The organism is Corynebacterium sp. AOP36-E1-14 (assembly GCF_052377495.1).
In the GTDB taxonomy this organism is placed as follows: domain Bacteria; phylum Actinomycetota; class Actinomycetes; order Mycobacteriales; family Mycobacteriaceae; genus Corynebacterium.
This window is the reverse complement of record NZ_JBQSWV010000024.1, coordinates 1-24,069: the sequence shown is the minus strand read 5'-3', so window position 1 is coordinate 24,069 and position 24,069 is coordinate 1. Positions and strand designations below refer to the sequence as shown.

23 protein-coding genes are annotated in these 24,069 nt (G+C 68.4%); 7 read left to right on the top strand and 16 right to left on the bottom strand.

What is annotated here, in order from left to right; all coding sequences use genetic code 11:
* Window positions 1–49: 49 nt before the first annotated feature.
* The 6 genes from pstB to ACT3TD_RS11135 all read right to left on the bottom strand — a co-directional run bounded on the left by pstB (window position 50) and on the right by ACT3TD_RS11135 (window position 5,903).
* Complete coding sequence (gene pstB, locus ACT3TD_RS11160; protein WP_301442854.1) at window positions 50–826, bottom strand: phosphate ABC transporter ATP-binding protein PstB; 777 nt, start codon at window positions 824–826, stop codon at window positions 50–52.
* Between the two features lie 34 nt (window positions 827–860).
* Complete coding sequence (gene pstA / locus ACT3TD_RS11155; protein ID WP_301442853.1) at window positions 861–1,802, bottom strand: phosphate ABC transporter permease PstA; 942 nt, start codon at window positions 1,800–1,802, stop codon at window positions 861–863.
* Window positions 1,803–1,819: 17 nt separating this feature from the next.
* Window positions 1,820–2,923 (bottom strand): phosphate ABC transporter permease subunit PstC, encoded by a 1,104-nt coding sequence (pstC, locus tag ACT3TD_RS11150; protein WP_301442852.1) that lies wholly within the window; start codon window positions 2,921–2,923, stop codon window positions 1,820–1,822.
* Between the two features lies 1 nt (window position 2,924).
* Window positions 2,925–4,034 (bottom strand): phosphate ABC transporter substrate-binding protein PstS, encoded by a 1,110-nt coding sequence (gene pstS, locus ACT3TD_RS11145; protein WP_441578958.1) that lies wholly within the window; start codon window positions 4,032–4,034, stop codon window positions 2,925–2,927.
* Between the two features lie 143 nt (window positions 4,035–4,177).
* The gene (gene mshD, locus ACT3TD_RS11140) at window positions 4,178–5,176 is read right to left on the bottom strand and encodes a mycothiol synthase (RefSeq protein ID WP_301442850.1); all 999 of its coding nucleotides are present in this window, start codon (window positions 5,174–5,176) and stop codon (window positions 4,178–4,180) included.
* Window positions 5,177–5,222: 46 nt separating this feature from the next.
* The gene (locus ACT3TD_RS11135) at window positions 5,223–5,903 is read right to left on the bottom strand and encodes a winged helix family transcriptional regulator (protein ID WP_301442849.1); all 681 of its coding nucleotides are present in this window, start codon (window positions 5,901–5,903) and stop codon (window positions 5,223–5,225) included.
* A 177-nt stretch (window positions 5,904–6,080) separates the two neighbouring features.
* Between ACT3TD_RS11135 and ACT3TD_RS11130 the strand changes: the two genes are divergently transcribed.
* Together ACT3TD_RS11130 and ACT3TD_RS11125 are read left to right on the top strand one after the other, a co-directional pair.
* Window positions 6,081–7,004, top strand: a complete 924-nt coding sequence (locus ACT3TD_RS11130) for an LmeA family phospholipid-binding protein (protein ID WP_301442848.1) — start codon at window positions 6,081–6,083, stop codon at window positions 7,002–7,004.
* A 66-nt stretch (window positions 7,005–7,070) separates the two neighbouring features.
* Window positions 7,071–7,709, top strand: a complete 639-nt coding sequence (locus ACT3TD_RS11125; protein WP_301442847.1) for an FABP family protein — start codon at window positions 7,071–7,073, stop codon at window positions 7,707–7,709.
* Here the strand turns inward: ACT3TD_RS11125 and ACT3TD_RS11120 are convergent, their stop codons facing one another.
* Window positions 7,710–8,618: an aminodeoxychorismate lyase gene (locus ACT3TD_RS11120; RefSeq protein WP_441578953.1), complete on the bottom strand. Its 909-nt coding sequence runs from the start codon at window positions 8,616–8,618 to the stop codon at window positions 7,710–7,712. It lies immediately after the preceding gene.
* Window positions 8,619–8,728: 110 nt separating this feature from the next.
* Between ACT3TD_RS11120 and ygfZ the strand changes: the two genes are divergently transcribed.
* Entirely contained in the window at window positions 8,729–9,958 is a 1,230-nt protein-coding gene (gene ygfZ, locus ACT3TD_RS11115; protein ID WP_301444274.1) for a CAF17-like 4Fe-4S cluster assembly/insertion protein YgfZ, read from the top strand.
* A 165-nt stretch (window positions 9,959–10,123) separates the two neighbouring features.
* Window positions 10,124–10,303 (top strand): DUF3073 domain-containing protein, encoded by a 180-nt coding sequence (locus tag ACT3TD_RS11110; protein WP_038553056.1) that lies wholly within the window; start codon window positions 10,124–10,126, stop codon window positions 10,301–10,303.
* Window positions 10,304–10,548: 245 nt separating this feature from the next.
* Here the strand turns inward: ACT3TD_RS11110 and purM are convergent, their stop codons facing one another.
* Both purM and ACT3TD_RS11100 read right to left on the bottom strand, forming a co-directional pair.
* Window positions 10,549–11,649 carry a phosphoribosylformylglycinamidine cyclo-ligase gene (purM, locus tag ACT3TD_RS11105; protein WP_441578954.1) on the bottom strand — a complete coding sequence of 367 codons (1,101 nt, stop codon included), beginning with the start codon at window positions 11,647–11,649 and terminating at the stop codon, window positions 10,549–10,551.
* A 93-nt stretch (window positions 11,650–11,742) separates the two neighbouring features.
* Window positions 11,743–12,138, bottom strand: coding sequence for a sterol carrier family protein (locus ACT3TD_RS11100; RefSeq protein WP_301443713.1), 396 nt, complete (start codon window positions 12,136–12,138; stop codon window positions 11,743–11,745).
* Window positions 12,139–12,295: 157 nt separating this feature from the next.
* Here ACT3TD_RS11100 and ACT3TD_RS11095 point away from each other — a divergent pair, with 157 nt between their 5' ends.
* Window positions 12,296–13,261, top strand: coding sequence for an acyl-CoA thioesterase (locus ACT3TD_RS11095; RefSeq protein ID WP_301443714.1), 966 nt, complete (start codon window positions 12,296–12,298; stop codon window positions 13,259–13,261).
* Here ACT3TD_RS11095 and ACT3TD_RS11090 read toward each other — a convergent pair whose 3' ends face one another.
* The 7 genes from ACT3TD_RS11090 to ACT3TD_RS11060 form a co-directional block, all read right to left on the bottom strand.
* Window positions 13,262–14,161 carry a hypothetical protein gene (locus ACT3TD_RS11090; protein WP_301443712.1) on the bottom strand — a complete coding sequence of 300 codons (900 nt, stop codon included), beginning with the start codon at window positions 14,159–14,161 and terminating at the stop codon, window positions 13,262–13,264. It lies immediately after the preceding gene.
* A gap of 35 nt (window positions 14,162–14,196) precedes the next feature.
* Window positions 14,197–15,084 (bottom strand): hypothetical protein, encoded by an 888-nt coding sequence (locus tag ACT3TD_RS11085; RefSeq protein WP_301443711.1) that lies wholly within the window; start codon window positions 15,082–15,084, stop codon window positions 14,197–14,199.
* 140 nt (window positions 15,085–15,224) lie between these two features.
* Entirely contained in the window at window positions 15,225–17,576 is a 2,352-nt protein-coding gene (purL, locus tag ACT3TD_RS11080) for a phosphoribosylformylglycinamidine synthase subunit PurL (RefSeq protein WP_441588207.1), read from the bottom strand.
* A 13-nt stretch (window positions 17,577–17,589) separates the two neighbouring features.
* Entirely contained in the window at window positions 17,590–18,261 is a 672-nt protein-coding gene (gene purQ, locus ACT3TD_RS11075) for a phosphoribosylformylglycinamidine synthase subunit PurQ (RefSeq protein WP_301443774.1), read from the bottom strand.
* Window positions 18,258–18,503, bottom strand: a complete 246-nt coding sequence (purS, locus tag ACT3TD_RS11070; protein WP_301443773.1) for a phosphoribosylformylglycinamidine synthase subunit PurS — start codon at window positions 18,501–18,503, stop codon at window positions 18,258–18,260. The genes purQ and purS overlap by 4 nt, the downstream gene beginning before the upstream one ends.
* Window positions 18,504–18,631: 128 nt before the next feature.
* Entirely contained in the window at window positions 18,632–20,803 is a 2,172-nt protein-coding gene (locus ACT3TD_RS11065) for a S9 family peptidase (RefSeq protein WP_301443772.1), read from the bottom strand.
* Between the two features lie 38 nt (window positions 20,804–20,841).
* The gene (locus tag ACT3TD_RS11060; RefSeq protein ID WP_441579870.1) at window positions 20,842–21,741 is read right to left on the bottom strand and encodes a phosphoribosylaminoimidazolesuccinocarboxamide synthase; all 900 of its coding nucleotides are present in this window, start codon (window positions 21,739–21,741) and stop codon (window positions 20,842–20,844) included.
* Between the two features lie 168 nt (window positions 21,742–21,909).
* Between ACT3TD_RS11060 and ACT3TD_RS11055 the strand changes: the two genes are divergently transcribed.
* The gene (locus ACT3TD_RS11055; protein WP_301442976.1) at window positions 21,910–23,544 is read left to right on the top strand and encodes a peptide ABC transporter substrate-binding protein; all 1,635 of its coding nucleotides are present in this window, start codon (window positions 21,910–21,912) and stop codon (window positions 23,542–23,544) included.
* 2 nt (window positions 23,545–23,546) lie between these two features.
* On the top strand, window positions 23,547–24,069 hold a 523-nt coding region (locus ACT3TD_RS11050; protein WP_444637992.1), incomplete at its 3' end, for an ABC transporter permease.

Sequence of the window (24,069 nt, the reverse complement as noted above, 5' to 3'; positions counted from 1 at the left end):
TTTCCCCCACTCTGGCACAGAACCGTCGTCGGGGGTGGGAGTGGGGAATCTAGCCGAAGCGCCCGGAGATGTAGTCCTCGGTCTCCTTGCGCTCCGGGCTCTCGAAGATCTTCTTCGTCGGCCCGACCTCCACCAGCTTGCCGGGCTTACCCGTGGCCTCCAGGGAGTAGAACGCGGTCTGGTCGGACACGCGCGCAGCCTGCTGCATGTTGTGCGTGACGATCACGATGGTGAACTCCTCCTTCAGCTCGTGGATGAGGTCCTCCACCGCCAGCGTCGAGATCGGGTCCAGTGCCGAGCACGGCTCGTCCATGAGCAGCACCTCCGGCTCCACGGCGATCGCCCGGGCGATGCACAGTCGCTGCTGCTGACCGCCAGAGAGCCCGCCGCCGGGCTTGTCGAGGCGGTCCTTGACCTCCTCCCACAGGTTCGCCGAGCGCAGGGACTTCTCGGCGACCTCGCGCAGCTTCTTCTTGTTCTTCTCGCCGGCGAGCTTGAGCCCGGCGATCACGTTCTCCTCGATGGACATCGTGGGGAACGGGTTGGCCTTCTGGAACACCATGCCGATGGTGTTGCGCACGCCGACGGGGTCGATGTTGCGGCCGTAGATGTTCTCGCCGTCCAACAGGACGTCGCCCTCCACGTAGGCGCCCGGGATGACCTCGTGCATACGGTTGAGCGTGCGCAGGACGGTGGACTTGCCACAACCGGACGGGCCGATGAAGGCCGTCACGGAGCGCGGCGGAACCTCCAGGTTGACGTCCTTCACCGCGTGGAAGTCCCCGTAGTAGATGTTCACGTCGTGCAGGTCGAGGCGTTTGGCCATGGTCTGTTTCCTTAGCTGGTTTTCTGGCTGGTCTCTAGCTGGACTTGATCGAGAACTTGTTGGAGATGAACCGCGCCCCGATGTTCAGTGCGCCGATGAGGACCACGAGGGTCAGGGCCGCGCCCCACAGTCGAAGCAGCACCTCGTCGCTGGCCTGCAGCTTGTACATCTCCAGCATGAACAGGGGCAGCGAACTCTGGTTGCCGTCGAAGACGTTCCAGTTGATCACCGGGGTCGCGCCGACGAGGATCAGCACGGGGGCGGACTCACCCATCACGCGGGCCACGGCGAGCATCACGCCGGTGACGATGCCGGACAGGGCGGTGGGTAGCACGATGCGCACGATCGTCTTCCACTTGGGCACGCCCAGGGCGTAGGCCGCCTCACGCAGGTCCATCGGCACGATGCGCAGCATCTCCTCGGTGTTGCGCACGATCACCGGCACCATCAGCAGCACCAGCGACAGCGACACGGCGAAGCCCGAGCGCTCGAAGCCGAACATGGTGATCCACAGGGCGTAGACGAACAGGGCCGCCACGATGGAGGGCACACCGGTGAGGATGTCGACCATGAACGTGGTGGTGCGTCCCAGCCAGCCGCCACGGGAGTACTCCACGAGGTAGACGGCGGTGAAGATGCCGACGGGCACGGAGATCACGGTGGTCACCGCGACCTGGGTCAGCGTGCCGATCACGGCGTGCACGATGCCGCCGCCGGCGACGTTGGAGAGCTGGCCGAACATGTCGTAGATCCACCAGTCCACGCTGAGCAGGGCGGGGATGCCGCGCTGCACGAGCACGAACAGGACCCACACCAGCGGGAGGATCGCCAGGCCCATGGTCGCGTAGATGACCACGGTGGCCAGGACGTTGCGGGCCTTACGGCCGGTGGAGATGTCGGTGAAGCCGCTCGGCGCCAGTGCGGAGTGCGGGCGGTTGTCGAGCTCGGTGGGGTCAGTGGGCACAGACGTGGCCATCGCAGTCGTCCTTTCCGCTACTTGGTGTTGTTGACCAGCGACCGGGCGGCGGCGTTGACCAGGAAGGTCAGCACGAACAGCACCAGTCCGGCGGCGATGTAGGCGCCGGCCTTGAGGTCGTCGTTGAATTCGGGGGCTGCGTTGGCGATGGCGGTGGCGAAGGTCGTGCCGCCGTCCATCAACGATCCGCGGAAGCCGGGGGCCGAGGCGATGACCATGTACAGCGCCATCGTCTCACCGAGCGCGCGGCCCAGGCCGAGCATCGCGCCGGAGATGTAGCCGGACCTGCCGAACGGCAGGACGGTCATGCGCACCACCTCCCAGCGCGTCGCGCCGAGGGCGAGTGCCGCCTCGATCTGACCCCGCGGGGTCTGGACGAACACCTCGCGCGCCGTGGCGGCGATGATCGGCAGGATCATGATCGCCAGGACGATGCCACCGGTGAAGATGTTGCGGCTGGTCGAGAACGCCGGTGAGGTGCCCTGCTCCCAGTTGAAGAGGATGAACCCGCCGGCCCAGCCGGTGAGCCACTCGTAGAACCCGCCGAGGGCCGGGCCGAGCACCTGCATGCCCCAGATGCCGAAGACGATGGACGGCACCGCGGCGAGCAGGTCGATGACGAATCCCAGCGGCCGCACCGCCCGCTTCGGGCAGTAGTTCGACAGGAACACGGCGATGCCCAGGGCGACGGGCATGGCGATCAGCAGTGCCAGCACCGAGACCATCACGGTGGTGAAGAACATGTTCGGGATCCCGAACTGCATCCACCCGCCCTCGTTGGTGCTGTGGTTCAGGTCCCAGCGGTCACCGTAGGTGAAGAAGCTGAGGAACCCGTCGCGTTCCCGCGACAGCGCGGGGATCGCCTGCAGCAGCAGGAACAGTCCGATGGCGCCGATGATCACGGTGATCAGCGCGGCGGCACCGGTCGACAGCGTCTCGAAGACGCGGTCCCCGGTGCGCTTCACCGCACCGTCGGAACCGCGGCGGGACGCGCCGGATGCGCCGGCGGCACCGTCAGTGCCGGACGTGCCGGACGCCGCGGCGTCCTGCGTCGTGCCGTCCTGCCCGCCGTCTGCCGCCACGGGCGTCTCGGGGTCCGTCTCGGGGTGGGAGTTGGTCATGCTACTGCAGCGCGTCCACGGCGGTCTCGAGCTTCTCCTTGAAGGAACCGCTCAGCGGGATGTAGCCGGACTCCTCGAGCTGGTCGTTCTGGTTGTCGAGGATGGTGTGCAGGAAGTCCTTGACCTTGGCGGCGGTGTCCTCGTCGTAGCCGGCGGAGCAGACGATCTCGTAGGTCGTCAGCGCCAGCGGGTACGCGCCCTCCTCCTTCATGGAGAACAGGGCCTCGGAGTCCACGACCAGGTCGTTGCCCTCACCGGAGAAGGCGACCTCGTCGAGGGCCTTGTTCACGGTCTCGGCGTTGAGCTCGGTCGGGCCGGCACCGAAGTCGAGGTTGGCGATGCCCAGGTCGTTGGCGGTGGCGAAACCGGACTCCACGTAGGTGATCGAGCCGTTGGTGGCCTTGACCTGGTCGGCCACACCGGAGGAACCCTGCGCACCGGAACCGACGCGGGTCGGGAAGGTCTTGCCCTCGTCCTCCCACAGGCCGTCGGTGGCGGTCTTCAGGAAGGACTGGAAGTTGTCGGAGGTGCCGGACTCCTCGGCGCGGTAGAGCACGTCGATCGGCATGTCGGGCAGGTCCACGCCCTCGTTCTCGGCGGCGATGGCCTCGTCGTTCCAGTTGCGGATGTCGCCCTTGAAGATCTTGGCGACGGTCTCCACCGACAGGTTCAGGTCGTCGACACCGTCGAGGTGGAAGGCCACCGCGACCGGGCCGACGACCATCGGCAGGTGCCAGGCGGGGTTGTCCTCGCAGCGCTCCGCGGCGGCCGCGGCCTGCTCCTCGTCGAGGGCGGAGTCGGAACCGCCGAAGTCGACCTGGTCGGCGATGAACTGCTTCTGGCCCGCGCCGGAACCGGTGGCGTTGTACGCCAGCACGGCACCGGGGACGGCGGAGGAGTAGGCGACGCCGAACTGCTCCATCGCCTTCTGCTGGGAGCTGGCTCCCTCTCCGCGGAGCTCGCCCTGGGTGTCGGAGAGCTCGTAGGAGCTGTCGGTCGAGGCACCGTCCCCGTCACCGGAGTTGGAGTTCGAGCAACCGGTGAGGACGAGCGAGCCGGCGGCGACGGTCGCTGCCGCAGCGGTCAGGGTGCGGCGGCGGGAGGTCGAGATCTTCACAGTGGGTAGTCCTTACACATGCGTTGTGGGTTGACGACGCACCGTACGTTAGCCACCGGTGGTGGACGTGAGACACCCTGGAGGTGAACGGAAGATGAATATATTCACGGCGGATGTGAGCCGCCGCCGCACCCCAGCTACACCATGCCGCGGTAGACCACGTCGCGGTGCACGACCTCGAAACCGAGACGGCGGTAGGTCGCCACGGCCGGGGCGTTGTCGCCCTCTACGTACAGGTCAACGGCCTGCGCTCCCCCGTCGATCAGGTACCCCACCCCGACCAGGGTCACCGGGCCGCCGAGCCCACGGCCACGGGCGGCGTCCGCCAGACACACCACGTACACCTCGCCGTGGGGGTCGCCGTCCGGACGTTTCGTCCAGTGGAACCCCAGGCACTCCTCCCCGTCGAAGAGGAAGAGGACGCCGGCGGGGTCGAACCAGTCCGCCTCCCGGGCCTCGTCGAGCGCGCCCTGGTCCCAGCCGCCCTGCTCCGGGTGCCAGGCGAAGGCCTCGTTGTTGACGCGCAGCCACTCGGTGTCGACGTGCCCGGCACCGAAGGCCTCGGCCGCCGCAGTGTAGTCCAGGACCTGAAGACCCTCCTCCCCGACGGTGGCGAGCGCCTCGTCGCGCCCGGCGAGCAACGCCTCACGGCGCTCGGCACCAGAGCAGTCGACCGACATCTTCAGCAGTTCACGGGTGGTCCGTGCACCCCGCCCGTCGGCGAACCCCTTCGCCGACTCCAGGTCGCCGTGCGACCAGACGCTGAGCTGAAGCTCCACGTCGATGTGCCGGGCGATCTCGCGCAGCATGCCCGTCGCCACGCCGCGCCGGCGCACGTCCGGACGCACCGCCAGCTCGGCGACGTAGGACGAGTTGACGGAGACCACGCCGACGACCGTGTTCTCCCCGCCGTCCCCGCCGGCGACCTCGGCGACGAGGTGGCGATAACCCTCCGTCCCGTCCAGCGAGCGCAGGAACGCCTCGCTGTAGGCGGGCACACCGTCGGCGTCCTCCACCGCGGCGAGCAGTGCGTCGATGCCCTCGCGCAGCGGTGCGTCCTGCCCCGGGACGAACTCGCGGTGTACGGGGTCCACCCTGCCTGTGTCCGGTGTCTGGTCGGTCTCGTTCGTGCTCATCGTCGTCCTCTCCTCGGACTGTTTCGGGGGCTGTTTCGGGGCTGTCTCAGGCCCCATCCAGTTCCACTGCCTTGTAGCCCACGTTACGCACCGTGGCGATGACCTTCTCGTACTCGTGGCCGAGCTTGGCGCGCAGGCGACGCACGTGCACGTCCACCGTGCGGGTGCCGCCGAAGTAGTCGTAGCCCCACACGTCCTGCAGCAGCTGCTCGCGGCTGAACACCCTGCCGGCGTGCTTGACCAGGAAGTACAGCAGCTCGAACTCCTTGTACGTCAGGTCCAGCGGGCGACCCTCCACCCGGGCGACGTAGGTGACCTCGTCGACTATCAGCCCGCCGATCGTGGCGACCTGGCTGTCCTCGGCCTCCTCGACGGGCACCGGACGGCGGGTCATCAGCATGCGCAGGCGGGCGTCGACCTCGGTGGGCGTGGCGGAAGGGAGGAGGAAGTCGTCCACCGCCCAGGAGCCGTCCAGCGCGATCACGCTGGTCTCCTCGATGGCCACGGACACCGGCAGCGTGGGGTACGCCGCGGCGACGGAACGGCACAGGTCGCGGGCGCCGAGCAGGTTGGCGCCGGTGACGTCGATCATCACGACCTCCGCGCCGCTGATCTCCTTCACCGAGGACGGTGCGGGACGCAGGATGACCACCTCGTGGGACAGCAGTGCCAGCGACGGAAGCACCTCTGAAACGTCGTCCTTGTCAGAGAGCACGGTCAGTTTCAAGGCCGTCGTCCTTCCTTCGGTGTGACTTCGCCGGGACCGTTGCGTCCCGGCACCGTCACCACTTTACACCGGCCGGACCTGCATAATCTCGGTGACCGACCACCGCAACAGCCTCGAAACGAATCCGTAACATTTCGCACATTCGGCCCCACCCCCGCCACTTTGTATGCTGGGGCGGTGACCGAGACCACCGAAACCCCCGCCTCAGGACGAGACGACGGCCAGGACGCAGGACAGGACGCAGGACGCAGCGAGCGCCGTCAGGGTCGTCAGGGTCGCAGCCCGCGCCGCCGCGCGGTCACCGTCCTGCTCGTCGTGGTCGCCGTCCTCGCCGCCACCGTGGGCGCGGCCGTCGTCGCCGACAGCCTGGTCGCCGCGCGGGTGGAGAAGAGGATCTCCGACCGCATCTTCGAGGAGGCGAACCTGGCCACCCCGCCGCACGTGCAGGTGACCGGGACGCCCTACCTCGCGGCCGTGTTCACCCACGAGGTGCCGTCGATCCAGGTGGAGTCCACCGACGTGGAGATCCCCGGCTTCGGCCGTGTCACCGTGTCGTCGTCCGCCACGAAGATCACCCTCGGCAAGGACGCGGTGCTCTCCGGCGACTTCACCGACGCCCCCGCCCGCGAGGTGTTCACCCGTGTGCAGATGGACACCGTGGAACTCGGCGAGCGCATGGGCATCGACGACCTCGGACTGGCCTCGCAGGACAACTCCTCGCCCACCGGCGGCTGGGAGACCGAGGGCTACCTCTCCGGCACCCCCGACGGGCTGTCCGAGGAGGACTCGGGACGTTACGAGGTGGGTGTCCGCCTGCGCGTGTGGCAGGGCGACGTGTACCTCAGCCCCACCGAGATCACCGACACCCCGCACTCCACCGCGCCGGAGGATCTCGACGACGAGCTGACCGAGCAGGTCCTCGACGCCTTCACCCTGGAGATGCCCGGGGAGAACCTGCCGTTCCGCAGCCCGCCGCGGCGCGTGTACACCGCCGGCGGCACCCTGTTCATCGAGGCGGAGCAGAACTACACGCGGGTGAGCGTGGCCGACCTGGCGCCGAGCTCCGGCCCGTTGGACGAGGACGAGCAGGCCGGACTGTAGTTCCCCCGCTCCAGATCCCCGCTCCGCTTCCGGTCCCGCCGCGGGCGGACCGGTACGCTGTCACACATGACTAGCGAGAACCCCATCTCCGGTAACGAGGCCGTCGCCCGCGCGGAGGAACAGTCCAAGCAGACCGCCGGACGCAACATCCCCACCCTCGGTGACCTGCCCGTCGCCGAGGACACCGCCAACCTGCGTCAGGGCCCGAACCTGCACGACGGGCTGTTGGCTCTGCTGCCGCTGGTCGGCGTGTGGCGTGGCGAGGGCCACGCCTCCCCCGTCGGCGGCTCCGAGGACTACGCCTTCGGCCAGCAGATCGTGTTCGCCCACGACGGCGAGAACTACATCAGCTACAGCTCCCGCATCTGGCGGCTCGACGACGACGGCGAGGCCACCGGCCAGGACATCCGGGAGACCGGTTTCCTGCGCATCAGCGACAACGACGACATCGAGTTCCTCACCGTGCACAGCACCGGTGTGGTCGAGGTGATGTACGGCCGCCCGCGCAACGAGCGCGCCTGGCAGCTGGAGAGCGCCTCCACGCTGGCCTCGGAGACCGGCCCGCGCAACTTCGGCCCCGGCAAGCGCCTCTACGGCCTGATGCCGAACAACAACCTCGGCTGGGTCGACGAGCGCGCCGAGAACGGTGGCAGCGGGGAACTTACCCCGTGGATGTCCGCCGAGCTCAGCCGCGTGATCGGTTAATCACCGGGTCGCGGCCTCCACGGCGAGCGCCTCGACCTCGTCGGCCTGCTCCGGGCGCGGCAGCGACCGCCCGTCGATCTCGGTGACCCGGGCGTGGATGCGCACCGAGGACACCAGCCACACCCCGTCGGCCTCCCGCAGGTCCGCCACGGTAAGCGGCTCCTGTGCCACCTCCCAGCCACGCTCGCCGGCCAGCTCGAAGAGCGAGGCCTGGGTGGTGCCGGGCAGGACGCCGGCCTGCTGGGTCGGCGTCACCATCCTGCGCCCCGTCACCGCGACGACGGTGGACGTGGGCCCCTCCAGGACGCGGTCGTCGTCGCCGTTGAAGATCACGTCGTCCAGTCCCTGGGACGCCGCATGGCGCAACGCGGCCATGTTCATCGCGTAGGACAGCGTCTTCGCCCCGACCAACGCCCACGGCGAGTCCTCGGAGACGCTCAGGCTGAAACCACGGTGCGCGGTCAACACCCGCACCCCGTCCCGCCGTTGACGTACCGCGGTGGCGGACTCCCCGCTGACCGTCACCCACCCGGTGACCTGACCGGTGGACTCACGGCCACGCGAGTACATCCACCGCAGGGCGGCCTCCCCGCCCCCCTGGTCCTCCCAGGAGGACAAGGCCATGTCGGTGGCCTGCAGCCACCGGTCGGTGTCCGGTGCGGGCAGGTCCAGCAGCGCCGCGCCACGCACGAAACGGTCAAGGTGCAGGTCCAGGTTGCGCACCCGCCCGGAGCGCACCATGAGGGTCTCGAAGATGCCGTCGCCGCGGCGTGCGGCGAGGTCGTCGAGGTGGATCACCGGCACCGTCGGGTCGATCAGCTGCGGCGGGGCGTCGGAGGCCGGACGCACGTCCACCGCCACGTCCTTTGTGTCGTCCATGGTGTTCTCTGTGGTGCTGTCGGCGCTCATGGCGACCAGTCTAGATGCCGCCTGCCAGACCGTGTGCCAGACCGTGTGCCTGACCGTGTGCCTGACCGTGTGCCTGACAAGGAGGGCACTTCGGTACTAGGGTGGGGTACGTGAGTCAGACGCACAGCCCCCTGGCCGACCACGTCCCAGGGGCAAGCACGGAAGACGGTTCAGGTCTCGACGCGCACCGGCCCCTCCTGGCGGCCACCGCGCGCCACTACGGAAGGCCACTGATCGAGCAGTCGACGGTGGACGAGGGAGACACCGGCCTCATCGACGGCTGGTCGCACACCGCCGTCCTGGTCACCGGGCCGGAGGCGGCCACCTGGCTGAACAACCTGATCTCCCAGAAGGTCGACGCGATCGGCGTCGGCCAGACCACCAACGGCCTGATACTGGACATCCAGGGACGCGTGGAGCACGCCTTCGGCATCGCCGCGGTGGACACCGACACCCTCCTGCTGGACGCCCCGGGCGACTCCGACCCCGCCGCCCTCGCCGACTTCCTGTCGAAGATGGTCTTCTGGGCACAGGTCGAGGTCACCACGCCGGAACTGGCCCTGATCAGTGTGGTCAACCCGGCGTCCTCCCCCGCCGCGCAGGCGGGCACCGGCGCGCCGGAGGGACTGGACGGCCTGGACGGCAGCGCCGCGTCCGGGGTCCGGTACTGGGCGACGCGTACCCTCGGCGGCCACGCGGTGACCGACCTGTGGGTCGACGTGTCGACCGTGACGCAGGTGTGGGACACCCTGGCGTCCACCGGTGCGCGCCCCGTCGGCGGCTGGGCGGCGGACGCCCTGCGCATCCGCGACCGCCGGCCGCTGCTCGGCGTCGACACAGACGAACGCCTCATCCCCCACGAAGTGCCCGGATACATCGGCGGCGACACCCCCAGCGCCCACAGCGCGACCCAACTCGCCCGCGCCGACGACGGGCCCACGTCCTCCGCCGTGCACCTGAACAAGGGCTGCTACCGCGGGCAGGAGACGGTGTCACGCGTGCACAACCTCGGCCGCCCGCCGCGCCAGCTCGTGGTGCTGCAGCTCGACGGCTCCGGCCACTCCCTGCCAGAGGTCGGTGCGGCGGTCACCGCCGGCGGGCGCAGCGTGGGACGCATCGGGCTGACCGTGCAGGACGCCGAGGAGGGTCCGGTGGCCCTGGCGCTGGTGAAACGCCAGGTCATCGAGAAACTCGCGGCCGACCGGGAGTCCGGGGAGAACAAGACCCCGGCATTGAGTGTGGACGGGGTGGACGCGGCCGTGGACCCCGACGACATCGTCGTCGACAACACGGTCCGGCCCGGCCGCGCGGCCGTGAACAAGCTGAAGGGAAAAATCTGACCGGCGTTCACCTGCGATGACGATGCTGACGGGCAATTCAGGGCGGGTCTGTTTCTGACAACTGCGCCCTCACCCGCTATGGTGGGGACAGAACAGAATCACTGAAAGATGCGAGAGCAGCTCAAATCCCTGGCTGCTCCATTGACAACCCGAGGGGGTCAGGCCATGGGTCGCGGCCGTGCCAAGGCAAAGCAAACCAAGGTTGCCCGTCAGCTCAAGTACAGCTCTCCAGACATGGATCTCGAGAGTCTCCAGCGTGAGCTGTCCACTGAGAGTGGGCATTCCACCGAGGACGATTACGAGGAGTGGGACGACTGGAGCGCCGAGGAGGACGAAGGCCGCTGACGGTCATCTCCGTCCCCTCCCCGCAGTGAACGCCGGTGCCCGGGCCCGGTCCACGTCATGAACCGATGACGTGGACGGGCCCGGTCGCCGGTTTTCGCGTGCCCTAGATAGACAAGCACCGGACAAGCACCGGACAAGCGTCAGGGGCCAAGATCGAGCGTGGGATGTTTGAACCCGATGATTCAACCATCCCACGCTCGATCTTGGCCCCTCTGGCTGCGGCGCTTAGGTGCGGGCGCGGGCGCTTAGGTGCGCGGGTGCTCCCCCACGAGCTCGGCACGCACGGCGGCACCGTTCTCCGAGCCGTCCTCGGCGGCCAGGCGGACGTGGCCGAGCTTCCAGGCGTCGATGTGGCGGGCGGTGAGCATCGCCAGGGCGCGCTCCGCATCGTCCTCACCGACGACGGCGACCATGCCGACTCCCATGTTGAAGGTCTTCTCCATCTCCTCCTGCGACACCTTGCCCAGCTGGGCGATGGTGCGGAAGACCGGCGCCGGCTCCCAGGACCCACGGTTGAGCTCGGCGACGAGGCCCTCCGGGATCACGCGGGCCAGGTTCGCCGCCAGGCCACCACCGGTGACGTGGGAGTAGGTGTGCACGTCGCACTCCGAGGCGAGCGCCAGGCAGTCGAGCGCGTAGATCTTCGTCGGCTCCAGCAGCTCCTCGCCGAGGGTGCGTCCGAAGTCGGACACGTAGCCGTCCAGCGCCAGGCCGGCCTTCTCCAGCAGGACGTGGCGCGCCAGGCTGTAGCCGTTGGAGTGCAGGCCGGAGCTGGCCATGCCGATGACCACGTCGCCGTGACGCACGCGGTCCGGGCCGAGCAGCTTGGCCTCCTCGACCACGCCGACGGCGGTAGCGGAGACATCGTACTCGCCCGGCTCCATCAGGCCCGGGTGCTCGGCGGTCTCGCCGCCGAGCAGGGCGCAGCCGGCGTCGATGCAACCGGCGGCGATGCCGGAGACGATCTCGGCGACGTGCTCGGGCACGACCTTGCCGATGGCGATGTAGTCCTGCAGGAACAGCGGCTCCGCGCCGCAGACGACCAGGTCGTCGACGACCATGGCCACCAGGTCACGTCCGATGGTGTCGTGCTTGTCCATCGCCTGCGCCACCGCAAGCTTCGTGCCGACTCCGTCGGACCCGGAGGCCAGCAGCGGCTTCTCGTAGTCCCCCAGGGCGAACAGGCCGGCGAAGCCGCCGAGACCTCCCCTGACCTCGGGTCGGGTCGCCTTCTTGGCGATGGGTGCGAACAGCTCGACGGCGCGGTCGCCGGCCTCGATGTCCACGCCGGCGGCCGCGTAGCTCGCGCCTCCGGAACTGTCGCGGGGATCGGTCTGGTCTGTCAAAGTAATTCGCCTTCACTCGCGGTGATCGTCGTGCAGGAAGTTCTTGCGTTGAACCGAACCCAGCCTACCCGGTGCCACCAGCGACCGACGTACTCAGACACCCCGGACGACCGGCAGCCAGTGCGATACGTCACCCGCGTGAGCCCCGGACACCTCCGCGCCCGCGGCCACGGCACCGTCCAGGTCGATGAGACCGCCGGCCAGACGCAGCCAGGTGAGCGCATCGCACTGCACCACGTTCGGCGGCGTCCCCCGCCGGTGCACCGACCCCTCGACGCACTGCGCCGCCGCGAACGGCGGCACCCTGACCTCGACACTGTGCCCCGGGGCGTCCTGCTCGAGCTGGGCGACGCTCAGCCGCACGGCGGCGGCGACGACGCTGCGCGACGGGCGCGGGACGTCCTGCGGGTCACGTGCCCACGGCCACACCTCCACCATCGCGGAGCGCAGCGCTGCGGGGTCTGTCGTCTTCGTCGGCCTCGGTGACATGCCCCCGATGATACGGGGAGTGCACGGGGATGGAATGCGGCACTGGCGGGGACTGTAGTATGGCGGTGTTCACCAGTGAGACGAAAGGCAGATTGTGGCAGTTACAGGGGCAGACGAGCAGGAACGGGCGCTGCAGCCGGAGACGACGCTGCGCTTCATGGCTGCGCCGACCGACGTCCTCATGCAGGGGGCACGGGGCGTCCACGGCGGTCGTGTCCTGGAGTGGATCGACAAGGGGGCCTACGCCTGCGCCGTCGGCTGGTCCGGCGCGTACTGCGTGACCGCCTACGTGGGGCACATCCACTTCACCCGGCCGATCCCCTCGGGCCACATCGTCGAGGTGCGCTCACGCATCGTCTACACCGGACGCTCCTCGATGCACATCGTCAACGAGGTGCTCTCCGCCGACCCGCGTGAGGGCGTGTTCACCCGCGCCTGCGACTGCCTGGTCATCTTCGTCGCCATGGACGAGAACCGGAAGTCCATGCCCGTGCCGCACTTCGAGCCGGGCTCCGAGGCCGGCCTGCGGGTGCAGGAGGCGGCCCTGTCGCGCGTGCAGCTGCGCAAGGCCATCGAGGAGGAGATGCTCAAGCAGAGCTACTCCTCCGACCCTGCCGCCACCACCGCCCCGCGGATGACGCACCGCTTCATGGCCAAGCCCACCGACGTGAACTGGGGCGGCAACGTCCACGGTGGCACGGCGATGGAGTGGATCGACGAGGCGGCGTCCGCCTGCACCTCGGCCTGGACCGGGGAGCGCACCGTGGCGGTCTACGCCGGCGGTTTCCGCTTCTACCGTCCCGTGCACATCGGCGACCTCGTGGAGGTCGAGGCCCGCGTGATCCGCACGGACGTGCGCAGCATGTCGGTCTCGGTGCACCTGCGCGCCGGCGACCCGCGTGAGGGCACCGGCAACCTCCCCGTCGGCATCCACGCCTCGATGACGTACATCGCCACCGACATCGACGGCAACCCCCTGGCCGCCCGGCAGTTCACCCCCACCACGCCGGAGGACAAGCGACTGTCCCAGCACGCCGCCACGCTGCGCGAACTGCGTACCAAGTACCGGCCCATGCCCCTGGTGGACCCGCTGCGCGACGAGAGCCAGTACCCGATGAACTGATCAGACGAAGTAGTCGACTCCCATGACCTGGTAGTCGCCGTCTATCTCGAGCAGCATCACGTTTCCACGGGTCTCATCGTCTCCGTCCACGACACCCACCACGTTCATGCTGTCTACCTCTTCCCGGGTAAACCCTTCCTCCTCGATGCCCTCATAGAGCTCTTCCGGATCCTCCATGATGTTCAGCTTGAGCTGGTCGATGGTGATCACGGTGTCCCCTGCCCGGAAGTCACTGCCTCCAAAGTAGGAGTCGAGCCCGACGAAGGACTGACCGTCCTCGAGCCCGAAACTGTTCATTACCTCGTCGCGGGACTGGGAGACCGAATTCTCCGTGACCCAGTCGCGCAGGTCCTCCTCGCCCTCCTGCGAGAGCATGTCGTCGACTACCGACTTCGAGGCCTTGTAGGGGTCACCCCCGCCGAACAGGCCCAACGCCCACCCCGCCAGGCCCACGACAACCGCGGTGACCACGGCGGTGATGCCGATCGCCAGGATATTGGACTGCTTGAAGGAGTCCTGGACCTGGTGGCCTGCAGCGGACGCCTTGCCGCCGGCGGTGCGGGCGAACTGGCCCGCGTGCTGTTGGAACTGTCCTGCCCCACCGGACGCTGCGCCGGACGTCGCGCCGGCAGGCGCTGTCGCGTCGCCGGTGTTGAGCGCGGCCAGCTCGCGGAGGGAGACCACGTCGATCTCCGGTGCCGACGGATCGTCGAGCCGCTGGTCGTAGAGGGAGCGCCGGGTCTCGTCGCCGAGGATCGCGCGTGCGGTGGAGAGCTGGTCCTGGAGTCCCGCATCGTCTGCGGGCACCTGCGCCAGTCGACCGTCGAGCTCCGTGCCGAGTTCCGCCGGCGAGGACTGCCGGGAGAGCCCGAGTGACTGGTAGAGGTCATAATGTGCCATGAGTGGTTTCTCTTTCTTCGAGTGGGGCGCGTCGACTAGCGGAAATTGGATGCGTTGATGACGTTGAAGATCTTGAGATCCCCGCCCTGCTCGATGATCGCGACCATTCCCTTGTAGTCGCCCGAGCTGTCCGCGATCCCGACGATCCGGCGTGATTTGGCCTCTTCCTCGGAGAACCCGTCATCGACGAAGGACTCGAAGTCAGCTCCACCACCCAGAACCGCCATGTGCTCCGGATTGATCGAGGTCTGCGCGTGAAGGCCGCCACCTGAGAACAGCGAGTCCATACCGCTGAACGAACTGCTGCGGCCCTCCCCGACGTTCATCGCCTGCATCAGCTCATCCCGGTACTGGTAGGTAGTATTCTCCCGCAACCAGGTACGGAGCTCGTCGGAGTCCGAGTGGTCGAGCATGTCGTCCACCAGCGCGATGGCGTCCGGATCGTCCTGCTGCCCGGAGTCCCCGCCCGTCAACGCGCCGAGTCCCCAGCCGACCAGCAGGACGACCACGGCGGTGACCACCGCGGTGATGCCGATGGCCAGGCCCTTGGACTGGCGGAACGAGTCCTGGACCTGACGGCCGGCGGCACCCGCCTTGTCGCCGGCGTTGCGGGCGAACTGGCCTGCCTGCCCCTGCTGCCCCTGCTCTCCCTGCTGTCCCGCCGGAGGTCCGACGTCGAGCGCAGCGAGCTCCTTCAGCGACGCCACGTCGATGTCCTCGGCGTTCGGGTCGCCGAGCCTCTGGTCGTACAGCGAGCGCCGGGTATCGTTGCCGACGACCGCGCGTGCGGTGGTCAGCTCGTCGAGCGCCGCAGCATCGTCCTGCGGTGTCGCGGCCATCCGGTCGGCGAGAACCCGGTCCAGCTCCCCCGTGGGAGCGCTCCGGTCCAGCCCCAGGGACTGGTAGATGTCATAGTGTGCCATGAGAATTCTTCCCTCGTGAAACGTAGGATGCCATGCTGGCACCCAGTGAAGTCAGTGGAAGGTTATCAACAACACATATAAAAAGAACCCGCCGTGGGGAGATTTCCCCACGGCGGGTCTCAGAACCTGGCGGTGCCGAGCTACTCCACCACGGAGTTCGCTCCCACGGCGTGGCTGAACAGGGACGGCAGCGTGCCCTCCCAGGCAGCCTTCGCCTCGGTGACCGGCAGCGAGAACTCCGCGCCGGCGGTGGTCACGGCGATCGTGGCGTCCTGCGAATCCTCCACGGAGACGCTGGAACCGATGCGGCTGACCGGCACACCGTTGTCGGCGAACACAGCCTCGACCTTGTCCACGGCCGAGGGGTCGGAGGCGTCCACGGCGACGAGCACGCGCGTGGCGGTCTCGGAGAACAGCCCGGTGAACACGTCGGCGACAGCCTCACCGGTGGTCGCGTCGGACGCCAGCGCGGCCAGCGGGTCCACGGAGACAGACGCGCCGGACTGCACCGCGTACTCCACGACCGCCTGGGACAGGCCGCCCTCGGAAAGGTCGTGGGCCGAGGCGACGGCGCCCCGCAACTGACCCATGGCCGTACCGAGCTTCTGCTCGGCACCCAGGTCCACCGTCGGCGGCATTCCGGCCAGGGTGGAGTGGGCGACCTGCTGCCAGATCGAGCCACCGAGTTCGTCGGAGGTCTCCGCGCCGGCGAGCAGCAGCACGTGGTCGCCACCGGTCGGGCGGGTGGGGATGCGGGTGGCGACGTCGTCGATGGTGCCGAGCACGGCGATCACCGGGGTGGGCAGGATCGCCTCGGAACCGGTCTGGTTGTAGAAGCTCACGTTGCCGCCGGTGACCGGCACCGCCAGCTCGGCACAACCGTCGGCCAGGCCGTGGACGGCCTCGCGGAACTGCCACATCACGCCGGCGTCCTCCGGGGAGCCGAAGTTCAGGCAGTTCGACACCGCCACCGGGGTCGCGCCGGTGACCGAGACGTTGCGGAACGCCTCGGCCAAGGCCAGGCGGGCACCGGTGTTCGGGTCGAGCTTGGTGTAGCGACCGGACGCGTCGGTGGCCACGGCGATGCCGCGGCCGGTCTCCTCGTCGATGCGCAGCACTCCGGCGTCGGCGTCCTTCGCGAGCACGGTGTTGCCGCGCACGTAGCGGTCGTACTGCTCGGTGATGAAGGCGCGCGAGCACAGGGCGGGCGACGCCGCCAGGTCCAGCACGGTGCGGCGCAGCTCGTCGACCGAGGTCGGACGGGCCAGGCCGGGCTCGACGGTGAGCGCGTCCTGGAAGTCCGGGCGGGCGACGGGGCGGTCGTAGACCGGGCCCTCGTCGGCCATGGTGGCGGCGTCGGCGTCGACGACGATCTCGCCACGGTGCTCGATGACCAGGTGGTCGCCGTCGGTGACCTCACCGAGGTCGGAGGCGATGACCTCCCACTTCTCGCACACGGCCATGAACGCGTCCACGTTGTCCGGGGTGACCACGGCCATCATGCGTTCCTGCGACTCCGAGGAGAGGATCTCCGCGGCGGTCATGCCCTCGGCACGCAGGTGCACCTTGTCCAGGTTCACGTGCATGCCACCGTCGCCGGCGGCGGCGAGCTCGGCGGTGGCGCAGGACAGGCCCGCGCCGCCGAGGTCCTGGATACCGACGACCACGCCGGCGTTGTACAGGTCGAGGCAGCACTCGATGAGCACCTTCTCGGCGAAGGGGTCGCCGACCTGCACGGCCGGCAGCTTGCGCTCGGCACCCTCCTCGAAGGTGTCGGACGCCAGGACGGACACGCCGCCGATGCCGTCCAGCCCGGTACGCGAGCCGAAGAGGATGACCCGGTTGCCGACGCCGGAGGCGAAGGCGAGCTTCAGGTCGTCACTCTTGAGCGTACCCACGCACAGCGCGTTGACCAGCGGGTTACCCGCGTAGGACGCATCGAAGACCGTCTCGCCGCCGAGGTTGGGCAGCCCCAGGCTGTTGCCGTACCCGCCGACGCCGGCGACGACGCCGGGCAGCACCCGCTGGGTGTCCGGGGCGTCCGCCGCGCCGAAGCGCAGCTGGTCCATCACCGCGACCGGGCGGGCGCCCATGGCCATGATGTCGCGGACGATGCCGCCGACACCGGTGGCCGCGCCCTGGTAGGGCTCCACGTAGGACGGGTGGTTGTGGGACTCGACCTTGAAGGTCACGGCGTTGCCGTCGCCGATGTCGATGACGCCGGCGTTCTCGCCGATGCCGGCGAGCATCTTCGACTTCATCTCCTCGGTGGTGGTCTCACCGAAGTAGCGCAGGTGCGCCTTGGAGGACTTGTAGGAGCAGTGCTCCGACCACATCACCGAATACATCGCCAGCTCGGCGTCGGTGGGACGCCTGCCGAGGATGTCACGGATGCGCTGGTACTCGTCGGGCTTCAGGCCCAGTTCTGCCCACGGCTGGTCCAGGTCCGGGGTGGCGGACGCCTGGGCGACGGTGTCGTTCAAGTCAGTCATGTGCTGTATCTCCTCAGGCTGCCACGGTGCCGACGGCGGACAGGAACATCTCCAGGCCGTCCAACGACGGCCCGGTCAGGGTCTCCACGGCGTGCTCCGGGTGCGGCATCAGGCCCACGACCCGCCCGTCGGCGGAGCTGATCCCGGCGATGCCGTTGACCGAACCGTTGTAGTTGTCGGTGTAGCGGAAGACCACCCGGCCCTCCGCCTCGAGCTCGGCGACGGTGTTCGCCGAGGCCTGGAAACGGCCCTCCCCGTGCTTCGACGGGATGATGATGCGCTGCCCGGCGTCCAGCGAAGACGTCCACGCCGTGTCGGCGTTGACGACCTCGAGCTCGGCGTCGGTGCAGTGGAAGTGCAGGCCCTGGTTACGGGTCAGCGCCCCGGGCAGCAGCCCGGACTCGGTGAGGATCTGGAAGCCGTTGCAGATGCCCAGCACCGGCATGCCGGCGGCGGCCTTCTCGACCACCGAGCGCACCACCGGCGCCTGGGCGGCGATCGCCCCGGAACGCAGGTAGTCACCGTAGGAGAACCCGCCGGGGACGACGACGGCATCGACGTCCTTCAGGTCGGCGTCCGCGTGCCACAGCTCCACGGCCTCGGCACCAGCGATGCGCACCGCGCGGGCGGCGTCCACGTCGTCCAGGGTGCCGGGGAAGGTGATGACCCCGATGCGCGCGCTCACTCGGTGACCTCAGCGGATACGACCTCGTAGTCCTCGATCACCGTGTTGGCGAGCAGGGTGGAGGCGATGCGGTCCAACTCCTCGGCGGAGACGGAGCCGTCCACCTCCAGCTCGAAACGCTTGCCCTGACGGACATCCTCGACGCCTGAGACGCCGATGCGTCCCAGGGCACGAACGACGGCCTGTCCCTGGGGATCCAGGATCTCGGCCTTGGGCATGACATTGACTACGACACGTGCCACTGGGTTTCCTCTTGTTTCCTTGCTGCTAGCTGTAGGTGGGGAACAAGGCACCACCATACCGGGTGGCCCGGACATCGCGAACCGGCGGGCGCGGGGTCCCCCTCGGAACAGCAGGTCAGGAAACCTGATCAGTCCAGCAGCTCCGTGGCACCCATCCGGTCGAGCTCCCAGGCGGTCTCGAAGGCGGACTGGTGCCACTTCTCGTAGCGCCCCGACACTCCCCCGTGACCGGAGGTCATGTCGGTCTTCAGCAGGAAGTCACCGGTTTCGCCGTCGACCTCGCCGGCGACCTCGCGCAGCTTCGCGATCCACTTCGTGGGCTCGACGTAGAGCACGCGGGTGTCGTTGAGCCCGCTGATCGCCAGGATCGGCGGGTAGGCCTGCGCGGTCACGTTCTCGTACGGCGAGTAGGTCGCCATGTAGTCGTACACCTGCGGATCGTGGTACGGGTCGCCCCACTCCTCCCACTCCGTGACCGTCAACGGCAGTTCCGGCATGAGGATGCTGGTCAGGGGGTCGACGAAGGGGACCACGGCCTCGATACCGGCGAAGCGGTCCGGTGCCATGTTCGCCACCGCGCCCATCAGCAGCCCACCGGCGGACCCGCCCTCGGCGACCATCTGCTGCGGCGTGGTGATGCCGGCGGCGATGAGATCGTCCGCCACCGCGATGAAGTCGGTGAAGGTGTTGGTCTTGTTCAGCTCCTTGCCCTGCTCGTACCAGGTGCGTCCCATCTCCCCGCCCCCGCGGACGTGGGCGACGGCGTAGACCACGCCGCGGTCGAGCATCGACAGGCGGAACACCGAGAAGTACGGGTCCATGCTGGCCTCGTAGGAGCCGTAGCCGTACAGCAGCACCGGGTTGCCCGTGTCGAGGGAGACGTCGGTGCGGTGCACCAGGGAGACGGGGATGCGCGCCCCGTCCGGGGCATCCACCCAGCGGCGCGTGGCGGTGTAGCGGGAGCGGTCGAAGTCGCCGAGCACCGTCTGCTCGCGGCGCAGCGTGCGCTCACCGGTGCGCAGGTCGATCTCCCACACCTGCGCCGGGGTGACGTAACTGGTGTAACTGATGCGCAGCACCGGCGACTCCCACTCGGAGTTGCCGACGGTGCCGGCGGAGTAGATCTCCTCGTCGAACCCGATGGGCTCGAAGGTGCCCCAGCCGCCGGCGGCGTCGGAGACGTCCATCAGCGCCAGCTTCTCGATGGCGTTCTCGCGGGTGGCGAGCACGAGGTGGTCGGCGAAGCAGTCCACTCCCTCGACGCGCACGTCGTCGCGGTGGGCGACGACAACCTCGTAGGACGCCCCGTCGAAGCTGTCGATGGTCCCCAGCGGGTGGTGTCCGACCTCGCCGTTGGGCAGACCCTCGAGCTCCTCACGCACGACCAGCCAGGCGTCCTCGCCGCCGACGACCACGTGGTCGACGTCGTACTGCACGTCCTTCTCGCGGGGACGGATGCAGGTCAGCTCGCCCTCGGGGTCGCCCGTGGCCTCCGAGACGTCGAGGTACCACGTCTCCGAGGTGGTCTTCGAGGCGGTGGAGACCAGCAGGAAGCGCTCCGAACGGGTCACGCCGACACCGGTCCAGTACGCCTCGTCGTCCTCGCGGAAGACGCACACGTCCTCGCTCTCGGGGGTGCCGATACGGTGACGCCAGATCTCGTGGGGACGCCAGGCGTCGTCCACGCGCTGGTAGAAGAGGTGGTCGTCGCCCACCCACGTCGCGCCGTAGGCGACGCCCTCCAGGACGTCGTCCAGCAGGACGCCGTTGACCAGGTCCTTCACCCGCAGGGTGAAGCGCTCGTCGCCGACGGTGTCCGTGGAGTACGCCAGCAGCGTGCCGTCGAGCGTGATGCTCGCCGCGCCGAGGCTGAAGAACTCCTCGCCCTCGGCCAGGACGTTGCAGTCCAGCAGGACCTCCTCGCGGGCGGCGGGTTCCCCCGCCACGATCTCCGGCGGCGTCCACGCCGCGTCCGCGTCGGTGGTGTCCACCGGGATGCGGCACATCGTGGCGTAGCTCTTGCCCTCCTCCGTACGCGAGAAGTACCACCACTGCCCCGACCGCACCGGGACGGAGAGGTCGGTCTCCTGGATCCGCGACTTCACCTCCTCGAAGACCGCGTCCTCCAGGGGCTTGAGGTGGGCGGTACGGGCGTCGGTGTACGCGTTCTCGGCGGTGAGGTGCGCCAGGACCTCGGAATTGTCCTTGTCGCGCAGCCACTCGTAGTCGTCGACGACATCACGGCCGTGGAAGCTACGGGTGACGGGCTTCTTCTTGGCTACCGGTGGGTTCACATCCATGGGACACGATGGTAGACGCCCCACCCGACGCCGTTCACTCAGCGGTCGGTGCAGGTGCCGATCCAGTCGGCGAAGCGCTCCCCCGAGATGCGCTCGTAGGCGTCCACGTAGCGTTCGCGGGTGGCCTCGATGACCGGGCCGGGCAGCTCCGGCGGCGGGGTGCCGGCGTTGCGGTCCCACCCGGACTTCGGCCCGGTGAGCCAGTTGCGCACGTACTGCTTGTCGAAGCTGGGCTGGACCTTGCCCTCCTCGTAGGTGTCCGCCGGCCAGTAGCGCGAGGAGTCGGGTGTGAGGACCTCGTCACCGAGCACCAGGTTGCCCGCGGCGTCCAGACCGAACTCGAACTTCGTGTCCGCCAGGATGATGCCGTGCTCCGCGGCGATGCCGGACGCCTGGGTGTAGATCTCGATCGAGGCGTCGCGCAGCTCCTCGGCGCGCTCGCGTCCGAGGCTCTCCACGACGACGTCGAAGGAGACGTTCTCGTCGTGGTCGCCGAGCTCCGCCTTCGTCGCGGGGGTGAAGATCGGCTCGGGGAGCTTCGACGCCTCGGTCAGCCCCTCGGGCAGTTCCACTCCGCAGACCGTGCCGTTGTCCTTGTATTCAGCCAGGCCTGAACCGGTGAGGTAGCCACGGACCACACACTCGAAGGGCAGCATCTCCAGCTTGCGGCAGACCTGGGCGCGGCCCAGGGACTTCTGCGGGATGCGCTCGTCGTCGGCGGCGCCGGCGAGGTGGTTCGGGAAGTCGATCCGTCCGAAGAAGAAGTCGCTCATCGCGGTGAGGACCCGGCCCTTGTCCGGGATGGGGGTGTCCAGCACGAAGTCGAAGGCGGAGATCCGGTCGGTGGCCACCATGAGCAGGGTGTCCTCGTCGATCTCGTAGATCTCACGGACCTTCCCCGCGGAGAAGTGGGTGTAGTCGGACAAGTCAGGTCGCATGGCCTGCAGAGTCTAGCCCCCGTCCCCGTCAATCTCCACGCGCCCCCGTGGCGCCCGCGGCGGGGTGGGTCCGGAGGTGACAAATTTTTGTTTCACCATGCGAGACGCCACAGTTTCACTAGAATTCATTTCTTGACGTTTCCTGTACACCTCACGAAAGTGCCATCCATGAGAATCCGACCCCGTCGGGCACTGGCGGCGACCCTCACCGGGCTCGCTTTAGTGCTCACCACGACGGCGTGTGTGCCGGACCGGGACGACATCCCGTCCGACTACATCACGTTCTTCGGCGGCGAACCACAGAATCCGCTGCTCACGACCAACACCAACGAGAACAACGGCGGTGAGGTGCTACGCATGATGTACACCGGCCTCGTCGCCTACAGCCCGGAAGGCGAACCCTACAACGCCGTGGCCGAGGAGATCGACCCCAACGAGGACTCCTCCAGCTTCCACGTGACCCTGAAGGACGGCTGGGAGTTCTCCAACGGTGAACCCGTCACCGCCGCCAGTTTCATCGACGCCTGGAACTTCGGCGCGGACTCCTCCAACGCCCAGCTGGGCGCGGACTTCTTCTCAGCCATCGAGGGCTACGACGAGCTTGCCGCGGAAGGCTCCAGCACCACGGAGATGTCCGGGCTCACCGAGGTCAACGACCACGAGTTCACCATCGACCTCTCCGCACCGGACGCCTCCTTCCCCACCCAGCTCGGCTACATCGCCTTCGCCCCGCTGCCGCAGGTGGCCTTCGAGGACATGGACGCCTTCGGCAACCACCCCATCGGCAACGGGCCCTACGAGTTCGACGGGGACGGCGCCTGGCAGCACAACGTGTCCATCACCCTGAAGGCCAACGAGACCTACGCCGGGGAGAACAAGGCGAAGAACCCCGGCATCGCCTTCAAGCACTACTCCGACGTGGCCACCGCCTACGCCGACCTGCAGTCCGGCGACCTGGACCACATGCGTGAGAACGTCGGTCCCCGGGCGATGCCCAGCTACCGGGCGGACTTCCCGGACAGCAACGACGACGCGCCCTACGCCGCCATCCAGAACTTCACCATCCCCGAGTACCTCCCCGGTTTCCAGACCGACGAGGAGGGCCGGCTGCGGCGTGCGGCGATCTCCATGGCGATCGACCGGGATCTGATCATCGAGAAGCTCTTCTTCGACGGCCGCCAGGTTGCCGAGGACTTCGGTGCCCCGACCCTGGAGGGCGGCATCGCCGACATCCCCGGCAAGGAGGTCCTGACCTACCAGCCGGAGAAGGCGAGGGAACTCTGGGAGCAGGCCAACGAGATCAACCCCTACAGCGGCGACACCTTCCAGATCGCCTACAACGCCGACGGCGGCCACCAGCAGTGGGTCGAGGGCGTGACCAACAGCATCCGGCAGGTGCTGGGCATCAAGGCGTCCGGCAAGGCCTACCCCACCTTCCAGGCCCAGCGCGACGCGATCGTGAACCGCACCGTCGGCACCGCTTTCCGTGCCGGCTGGAACGCCGACTACCCGTCGATCTCGTCCTTCCTCGTCTCGAACTACCGCACCGGTGGCAGCTCGAACGACGGCGACTACTCCGACCCGGAGTTCGACGACCTGCTGGCCAAGGCGTCCGCCTCCCCGGACTCCACCGCGGCCCAGCCCTACTACGACCAGGCGCAGGCCGTCCTCATGCAGGACCTCCCCCAGATCCCGCTCTGGTACTACTCCGCGACCACGGCGTGGAACCCTGACCTGCACGGCGTGCAGACGAACTGGCAGGGAATGCCCGTCTACACCGACATCACGAAGGACGGTGAGTGACCGTGTGGTGGTACCTCGGTAAACGCCTGCTCCAGCTCATCCCCGTCTTCTTCGGGGCCACGTTCCTCATCTACGCGATGGTCTTCCTCATGCCGGGCGACCCGGTGCTCGCGCTGGCCGGCGACAAGGCCGCCGAACCGGCCGTCCTCGACCAGATCCGCGCCGACTACAACCTGGACAAGCCCTTCCTGGTCCAGTACTTCCTCTTCATCGGCGGCTTCTTCACCGGTGACATGGGCACCACGTTCTCCGGACGTGCCGTCACCGAGGTCCTCGCCGAGACCTTCCCGATCACCATCCGGCTGGCACTGATGGCCCTGGTCATCGAGGCGGTCATGGGCATCGTCTTCGGCCTGATCGCCGGACTGCGCAAGGGCTCCTGGTTCGACTCGACCCTGCTGGTCGTGTCCCTGTTCATCATCGCCGTGCCGACCTTCGTCATCGGCTTCGTCGGACAGTTCCTCTTCGGCATCAAGTGGGGCGTGGTCCCACCGACCGTGGGTTCGGACGGCTCGTTCAGCCGTC